This window comes from Streptomyces sp. PKU-EA00015 (assembly GCF_013387495.1).
Classification (GTDB): Bacteria; Actinomycetota; Actinomycetes; order Streptomycetales; family Streptomycetaceae; genus Streptomyces.
In genome coordinates this window covers 243,697-251,172 of sequence record NZ_JABZEE010000015.1, presented here as the reverse complement: position 1 = coordinate 251,172, position 7,476 = coordinate 243,697, and the positions used below count along the sequence as shown (strand labels likewise).

Here is a 7,476-nt window from a genome sequence, read left to right as displayed (position 1 = left end):
GCCGCAGATGAGAAGGAGCTGACCAAGACCATCGCCCGCTACGGCCGCGTCGATCTCCTCTGCATCGACGAACTCGACGAACTCGGCTACATGGAACTCGACCGCCGCGGCGCCGAACTCCTCTTCCAGGTCCTGACCGAACACGAGGAGAAGAACAGCGTGGCCATCGCCTCGCACGAATCGTTCTCCGGCTGGACCAAGACCTTCACCGACCCCGCCTCTGCGCGGCCATCGTCGACCGCCTCACCTTCGGCGGCAACATCATCGAGACCGGCACCGACTCCTCCCGACTCGCCACCACCCGCGCCCGCGCAGAACAACCACTGGCCACGAGCTGATCAGGACACATGAGGCTTCGTGAGCAGCGTCAGCGCTCACGGATCCTTGACCACCACCAGCCGCCCACCGTCCGTTCGCTCACCGGCCCAGGGTCAGGCAGAGTGCGACGCTCGAACTCGTCGTCGATGCGAGCAATCAGCCGGCTGGGATCACGCCGGGCACCGCGAGGGAGGTGAAGCATGGCCTCCTCCAGATCATCGCGGGCATACTCCACCTCCAGTCCGGGCTGCCAGACCCGGGAGGCGTTCAGATAACGGCCGGGTTGTTTGAACGCCCACTCGAAACGGGGATGTCCAGGACGGACAGGTGCACGAGCGCACGGTTCGCGAAGAAGATGACGGACAGCTGACCGACGGACGCGATGCGCACGTCCTCGCCCTCGGGGTCGCCGGCGTCCCACTGGCGAAGCCCCACGGGTCGGCGGCCGCGGCGTCCAGGACGTCCCACACCATCTCTTCTGCGTGCTCGGGCAGTCCGGCGAGCACCTTCGCGGCGGGCGGGGAGAGCCGGACCGTGTACGGCTGACCGGTCACCGGCGCCTGCTCCGGATCTCCTCCAGGCCCACGAACCCGGTCTCGTCACGACTGGAGGCGAGGAACGCGTCGACCGCCGGGGCGGAGGCGAGGCGGGCCTGCCAGACCTGGACGACCTCGTACAGCCCGGCGAGGGAGAACGTCAGGCGCGACTCCTCCGGCGCGGCCGTCCACTCCTGCTCGAAAGCCGGCACCCACCGGTCCGCGCGCCGGTCGGCGCGCAGCTGGGCGAGCAGTTCGGCCGGAGCTCCCGGGGCGGGGGCGTACGGCGTCACGGGTGCGTGGTCGGGCTGCGCGCTCATCGGCTGGTCCTCCCGGCGGCGGGTCGTACCGCCACGGTACGCGCGGGGAGTGGCCGTGGATGCGGGCATACGGAAGATCCCTCCTACAGGTCAGGGTGCGAGCGAGGGCCTGGGCGTGCAGTTGATCTGGCAGCCGATGTTGCGGACATCCGGGCTCTTCCACTTCCGCTCTTAAAAGGAAACGTCGAAGTAGTCGATGTCCGTGAATTCCACTTCGAGGTTGTCGGCGCGGCGTCCGCCGTCTTTGAAATAGGTTTCCTGGAGTCCTTCGGCGACGATGGCCCGCAGTTGCTGGTCGCTTGCGCCCTGCTGCTGGGCGTCGAAGAGGCGGCTGGCGTACTCCGGGGGGAGGTGGACGGTCAGCCGGCGCATCCGGCCGTCGTCGGTCGTGCCGATCGGGGCGGTGTAGCCGAACCGGGCCCTCGTTTCCACGGTGATGCCGGTGGTGGCGGCGGCCTGCCGGCGGCGGCGCTTGCGGACCTGGGGCTGCCAGCGGGCGCGGACGGCGGCGTCGATCCGGTCGGCGATCTCCTTGGGCGGGTGCTTGCGGGCGCCGCGCCGGTAGCGGTTGACCGAGTCGGCGGTGACGCCCAGTTCCTGGGCGACGGCCTTGGCCGTCTTGAGCTGCTTGATCAGGAAGTCGATGCGGGCCCGGAGGCCCTTGGGCGGTTCGCGGGTGAACGCTTCCTGGTCCGCGCGCTCCAGGGCGTCGTCGATGTCCCCCACCGGGTCACTCGCCTTCGTCCAGGACGGCGTCGCCGCCCTTGATGTGGCGGGCCGGGTTGAGGCCCTTCTCCATCAGGCCGACCGCCCACAGCATCGACTGGACGCCCTCCAGCTTCGCCAGGCCCGGCGTCGGTCCGAGGCGGAACCCGCCGGGCTGCGGCTTGCCCGAGGCGGCGTAGGGCAGGAAGTCCAGCGGGGAGGGGCCGGGGCTCGGGTAGACGACGCAGTCGGACAGCACGGCGAGCGGGTACAGGCCCGTCATCGTCGCCATGTTGCGCAGCTTGCGGTGCATGTTGACCCGCGCCTTGGAGATGACGGCGGCGCGAATGTCGGGGCGCCAGGTCGGCCGCTGAAGGGCCGGCCACCGCTCGCCCTCCTTGTAGTGCCGTCCCTGCGGGCGCTCGCGGAGCTTGCCCACGCCGCCCTTCACCGTCGCCTTGATCGCCGCGAGGACCGCGGCCAGGGCAGGGTCGACGTCCTGGTGCCGCTCCATCGCGGCCAGGAACTGCCGGTCGTCCAGGTCCCGGGTGACGCCGAGGTCGGCGAGGGTGTCGACGTAGGCGGTCTTGAGCCGGTCGTGCCACGGGTCCAGGTAGGCGCCGGTCTCCCGGCGCAGGTACGCCTCGATCGGGTGGACGTCGTAGCCGAGCTCCGCCGCGTAGGCGACGGTGTGCGTCTGGTACCAGGCAGGTCCCGTCGGGCGCTCGCCGTCCGGCGTGAACGGCGACGGCAGGCGGCGGTCCAGCTCGATGTGGGACAGGTCGACCAGCCAGGAGCCGGGGATCTTCGGGTTGAACTTCGGGGTGTGGAAGTGGTCGGGTGCGGACAGGCCGACGACCAGGCGGGCCGCGGCGGCGAGAAAGGCGGTGTTCAGGTCCAGGCCGACCGCGTACGGCAGCGTGCACTCCTCATCGGTCAACAGGTCGACATCGCGCACCCACTGGTACGCCTCCTCATTGAGGAACCCGCCCTTCCAGCCAAGGTTCACGACCACGGGGTGCTCAGCGGTGGCCTCCGGCGGCGCCGGGTCCGTCGGCTCCGTCCCCAGCGAGCCCGGGTTGTAGGCCGATACCCAGTTGCCGGTCTCCTCGTCGCGTTCCGGCTTCGTGGGCGGGCGCAGCGCCGTCATCAGCTCCAGCCCGGAGACGGCCGTCGAGCCGCGCGGGGTGATGACCCGCTCGGCGTAGACGCCAAGGACGCGGGCGATGTCGGCCGGCTCCATGTCCGCGACGCCGGGCCAGGACCGCTCATCGAGGGCGTCCCAGGACAGGATCGCCAGCTGCACGCACTGCCGTTCGCGTCCCTGGGCCTTGCGGTAGATCCGTGCCCACGGGCCGAAACCGCGCTGCGTGAGCTGCCACTTCGCGCGTCCGACCTGCTTGACGACCGGGTGGTCCTCCGGGAGGCGCAGGGAGCGGCGTTCTTCGTGTCCCTCCAGGCGCTCCGGCAGCCCGAGCTTCACGGCGGCCGCGGCGGTGAGAACGACGAGCGGGTCGCTGTCCTTGCCGTAGCGGTTGAGCTTCGGTGCGCCGAGCCCCGACTCGCGCAGCGTCCACTCCACCAGCTCGGGGATCGTGGTGGCGGGGCAGTCGAGCACGATGCCGCCCGTGCCGTACGCGGAGCCGTCGCCGTCCAGCACCGCGAGCGGGCCGTGCGGGAAGCGCGGGTCGACGGCGGGCCTGGCGGCCTTCTTCGCAGCCGGACGCCGCGACGACGTCGCCGGGCTCGCGGCCGGACGGACCGGGCGCTGCGGTGCGACCGGGGCAGCGGGTGCCTTCACCGGCGCGGCACTCTCCGTCTCGGCCGCCTCGGAGGCGGCCGGACCGGTGAACGTCACCGGCACCTCCGGCTGGGACATGGCGGCCGGGCCGGGCGCGGCGGCCGTCGCGCCGTGCGCGGGGTACTTCGCCGCCCAGCCCTCCAGCAGCCGCAAGTACGCCTGCAGACGCGGCGGCCGCGGCTCCGAGCGGCCGCTCTCCCAGTTCTTCACGGTCTGCGTCGTCGACTTGAGCGCGGCGGCCAGACGGGCCTGCGTGATACCGGCGGCCTCACGCAGCCGGGCCCGCTCGGCGGGCGGCGGCAACTGCGGCTGGTCCTCCAGCAGCGAATCCACCGCCGCGAACAGCTCTTCCTCGGTCGGCACACTCCACCTCCACCCCAGACGCTAGCACAGATTTAGCCTTGGATTTAACCATACTTTTTACCGTCAGCGTTGGCTGTCCGGGGACAGCGAGGCCGGCGTGTCACGACCGGGGGCGGGTGGGGAGGCGAACTGGCGGGTGGGCACGGGATCTGCGTATCCGGTGGGCCGGGTTCGGCGGATGGTCTTTGTGCCGGAGCGTCGCAGGCAGACGGAGGCGGCGCCGGCGGGCGAGGGCTCTGTGCGCCGTTCACGGCGCGGGGGCGGGCCGTGTCGGATGCCGCCAGCACAGCCTGGGCGCCGTACGCGTGCGGGCGGGCCGGCCGGGCGCCGGCCCCCGGGCGACGGGGTTGCTGTGGACGTCGGAGGCGCGGGAAACACGACGTCCACCCCCGCCGGCGCAGTGGCGGGGGTGGACCGTGTGCGTACGGCGGATCAGCCCAGCGGGCGGGCGTTCCACACGTAGGCGGAGACCTTCTGACCGCCGCTCACACCGGCGACCGTGTCGAACCGGAAGTGGACGCCGTTGTAGACGCGGCTGATGGCGTTCTCGGCGGCGGCGGAGCTGAAGGAGCTGACGTGCCGGGTGACGCCGCGGGCGTTCGGGTCGTCAGTGGTGCCCTCGTAGGGCATGGTGTCGGTCCCGAACCAGTTCTTCATGATCCCGGCCCAGGTGGCGCCGAAGGTGGAGTGCCCGGACTGGTAGGCCGCGAACGGCGGCGAGAAGTGCACGCCGTTGGCGTCCTTGGACGTGGGCAGCCAGTTGGGGTCGCCGACGGTCTTGGCGTTGTAGTCGTTGTCGGCGTTCTGGACGGCGCTCTGCGGGCGCCAGAGGTCGAAGTCGCTGTTCCACTTGGCGTCCCAGGCGACGATGGCCGCATCCGCGAGGGCGATGGACAGGACACCGAAGAGCTTGCCGGTGTAGAAGGAGCCGGCGTTGGGCTTGTACTTGTTCAGGACGACCAGGGTGTGGTCGTACTGCTGGCCGGTGGGCTTGTAGCTGCCGTTGACGTCGTTGGCCCAGAACCGGGCGATCTGGGTCTGGTCGGCGGTGCGTACGGTGGAGTCGGCACTGCCGAGGGTCTTCACCTCGTTCAGGGCATCGGCGTAGATGTCGCTGGACAGCAGGGCCTCGGGCGTCTCGTGGCCGCCGGGCTTGGCCGGGCGGAACTGGTCGGAGGAGGCGAGCACCCAGGGCTTGACCTTGCCCCAGTTGGGGCCGCCGGCGGGCACGCCCGCAGTGGTCGGACGCCAGTGGCCGGGCGCCAGGTTCGGCACGTACGGGGTGGTGTCCGCCGAGCCGTCGTTGGCTCTGTGACTGATCAGCGCCTTGGCGATCTTCGTGCCCTGGGTCTTGCCGAGCTCTCGGTCCCTGGCGGTGGCGGAGGTGGGAAGCGCGAGGGCCGCGGTGAGGTCGTCGTCCAGGTTGACGGTGGGGAACGCCTCCTTCAGAGCGGTGTACGCGGCGTAGTCGATCGCCGGGTCGAGCGCGCCGTAGCGGCCGTACAGCTCGCTGGAGCGGCTGAGGTAGGGCTTGCCGACCGGGTAGATGGAGTTGACGGTGTCGTAGACGGAGATGTTCAGCAGGGCGCCGCCGCGGGTGATCGGGCCGGCGATGCCGCCCGCCTCGCGGGTGGCCTGGAGCATGGCCCGCTCCCAGAACAGGACGTGGTCCGGGCCCTTCTTGTTGGCGACCGCGGTGGGGACGGACTCGACCGGGTTGATGTGGTCGTAGCCGGGCGGTCGCGCATCGTCGGTGGCAGCCGCGTGGCCCGGGACGAGGGCAGCGAGGCCGCCGAGGACGACCGCCGCTATCAGGGCGTTCCTTCCGTGGCGGCGGGAGCCGCTGGACTTGGGCATACCGGTTCCTTTCCAGGATCTGCGTGAGGGCGCACCCGCGCGCCTGTCGGCGTGTGCAGGGTGGGTGGGGGCTGCTGCCGGTGTGTGCGTCGGCCGCCGCCCTGCAGATGAAGCTAGTTGCCGGCCGGGGCGGTTGGCGGGAGCCTGTTCGATGCGAGGAATCGGCACGGGTGATGGAGGCGCGTCCCGGGCGCCGGCGTGAACAAGTTTTCGCGCGATCACGACGGAAGGGGGCTCCGCGCGGTCGGCGCGGAGCCCCCTTCGGTGGTGCCGGTGTCACTGCACGGCGGCACGCAGGGCGGTGTTCTCGGCCTCGAGTTCGGCCAGGCGCTCGTTCAGACGGGGCAGGGCGGCGTTCTGCCGCTGGAGTTCGGCCAGGCGCCGGCACAGGTCCGCGTGGTCGTCCTCGATCTCCTGCGGTGTGTAGCGGGGGGTGATGTGCTGCGGGCAGTTCCAGTCGTACGCCTCGACGGTGATGAGGACGACCCGTTCCACGACGGCACGGTAGTCGGCCGGCGTCAGGGCCCGCAGGAGGGCGGGGCCGGGGTTGTCGTCGGTGACGGCGGTGCCCAGGATCTTCAGCCGGATGCGCTGGGGATAGTCCATGAGCAGGAGGGCCACCCGGTCGTTGCCCTGGAGGTTGCCGGTGGTGATGTACTGCCGGTTCCCGCGGAAGTCGGCGAAGGCGAGCGTGGTTGCGTCCACGGCCCGCAGGAAGCCCGGCGGGCCTCCCCGGTGCTGCACGTAGGGCCAGCCGCTCTCGCCGGTACTGGCGAGGTAGAAGCTGTCTCGGGCGGTGATGAACCCGACCTCGTCGTCGCCGAGCCGGTCGGCTCGTGCCGGTCCTTGCTCGATGCGGGCGTATGCGGTGCGGCTGCCGTGGTGCTGCTGCCGGGCGCGGACGGCGGGGGTGAACGCGAGCTGGGCGTAACGGCTGGTCACTGCGGTCTCCTGGGCTGGGTGGCGCCGATGGTTGGGGTCACCACCAGTAGGTGGGATAGCGCGGTGTCACGCCGGTGCGCCCGGCGAGTACGCCGACGGCGACCAGGACGACGGTCGCGCCCGCGAGGACCGGCAGGAACGGCATCGCGGACGGCTGCTGGGCGACCACGATCACCGCGGTGGCGGCGGCGGGCGAGTGCGGTGTGCGACCGAGGGCCATGACGCCGAGGGCCAGGCCGCCGGCCAGGGCCGCGGCCCAGGCGGAATCGCCCGCGGCGGCCAGCACCGCGAATCCGGTGAGCGCGGAGAGCAACTGACCGCCGATCACACTCCGCGGCTGGGCCAGGGGAAGGGCGGGTGCGCCGAAGACCAGCGCGGCGCTGGCCGCCAGCGGGGGGATCAGCCATACCTGGTCCAGCAGCACGCCGAGCCCGACGAGGGCGAGCAGGGCGAGCACGGAACCTGTGGTGGCGACGGCGACGACGGCCGGGGCCGGCCGCTGGGGCGCTCGGCTCGAAAAGCGTCGCTTCTTGGTCGTCGCGTCGGGTGTCGCGGGGGTGGCCGCGACGGTTTGGTCGGACATCGACTCTTCTCCAGCAGGTGGGCGGGACGGAGCGAACAGGTGCCCGCGAGC

Annotated in this window: 7 protein-coding genes and 1 pseudogene; 1 reads left to right on the top strand and 7 read right to left on the bottom strand. The window is 71.5% G+C overall.

Translation table 11 applies throughout. The annotated features are described in order from the left end of the window. A pseudogene (locus HW130_RS14410) lies at positions 1-338 on the top strand (ATP-binding protein); the annotation flags it as partial. A gap of 247 nt (positions 339-585) precedes the next feature. Here the strand turns inward: HW130_RS14410 and HW130_RS14405 are convergent. From HW130_RS14405 to HW130_RS14375, 7 genes are all read right to left on the bottom strand, one after another. Next, entirely contained in the window at positions 586-786 is a 201-nt protein-coding gene (locus HW130_RS14405) for a hypothetical protein (protein WP_256356079.1), read from the bottom strand. Positions 787-868: 82 nt separating this feature from the next. After that, positions 869-1,174 carry a DUF6247 family protein gene (locus HW130_RS14400; protein WP_177149954.1) on the bottom strand — a complete coding sequence of 102 codons (306 nt, stop codon included), beginning with the start codon at positions 1,172-1,174 and terminating at the stop codon, positions 869-871. 171 nt (positions 1,175-1,345) lie between these two features. Then, a complete protein-coding gene (locus HW130_RS14395; protein ID WP_177149929.1) occupies positions 1,346-1,900 on the bottom strand; it encodes an XRE family transcriptional regulator in 555 nt (184 codons plus the stop codon). A gap of 4 nt (positions 1,901-1,904) precedes the next feature. After that, on the bottom strand, positions 1,905-4,043 hold the full coding sequence (locus tag HW130_RS14390) for a helix-turn-helix domain-containing protein (protein ID WP_177149928.1): 2,139 nt from the start codon (positions 4,041-4,043) through the stop codon (positions 1,905-1,907). Positions 4,044-4,475: 432 nt separating this feature from the next. After that, positions 4,476-5,900 carry a vanadium-dependent haloperoxidase gene (locus HW130_RS14385; RefSeq protein WP_177149927.1) on the bottom strand — a complete coding sequence of 475 codons (1,425 nt, stop codon included), beginning with the start codon at positions 5,898-5,900 and terminating at the stop codon, positions 4,476-4,478. 276 nt (positions 5,901-6,176) lie between these two features. Then, positions 6,177-6,842 carry a pyridoxamine 5'-phosphate oxidase family protein gene (locus HW130_RS14380; RefSeq protein ID WP_177149926.1) on the bottom strand — a complete coding sequence of 222 codons (666 nt, stop codon included), beginning with the start codon at positions 6,840-6,842 and terminating at the stop codon, positions 6,177-6,179. 37 nt (positions 6,843-6,879) lie between these two features. Then, a complete protein-coding gene (locus tag HW130_RS14375) occupies positions 6,880-7,425 on the bottom strand; it encodes an HPP family protein (protein ID WP_177149925.1) in 546 nt (181 codons plus the stop codon). Between the last annotated feature and the right edge of the window lie 51 nt (positions 7,426-7,476).

Coding starts and splice junctions, on each gene's coding strand:
- HW130_RS14400 (WP_177149954.1), bottom strand. CDS start 1,174: ATGAGCGCGCAGCCCGACCACGCACCCGTGACGCCGTACGCCCCCGCC.
- HW130_RS14385 (WP_177149927.1), bottom strand. CDS start 5,900: ATGCCCAAGTCCAGCGGCTCCCGCCGCCACGGAAGGAACGCCCTGATA.
- HW130_RS14375 (WP_177149925.1), bottom strand. CDS start 7,425: ATGTCCGACCAAACCGTCGCGGCCACCCCCGCGACACCCGACGCGACG.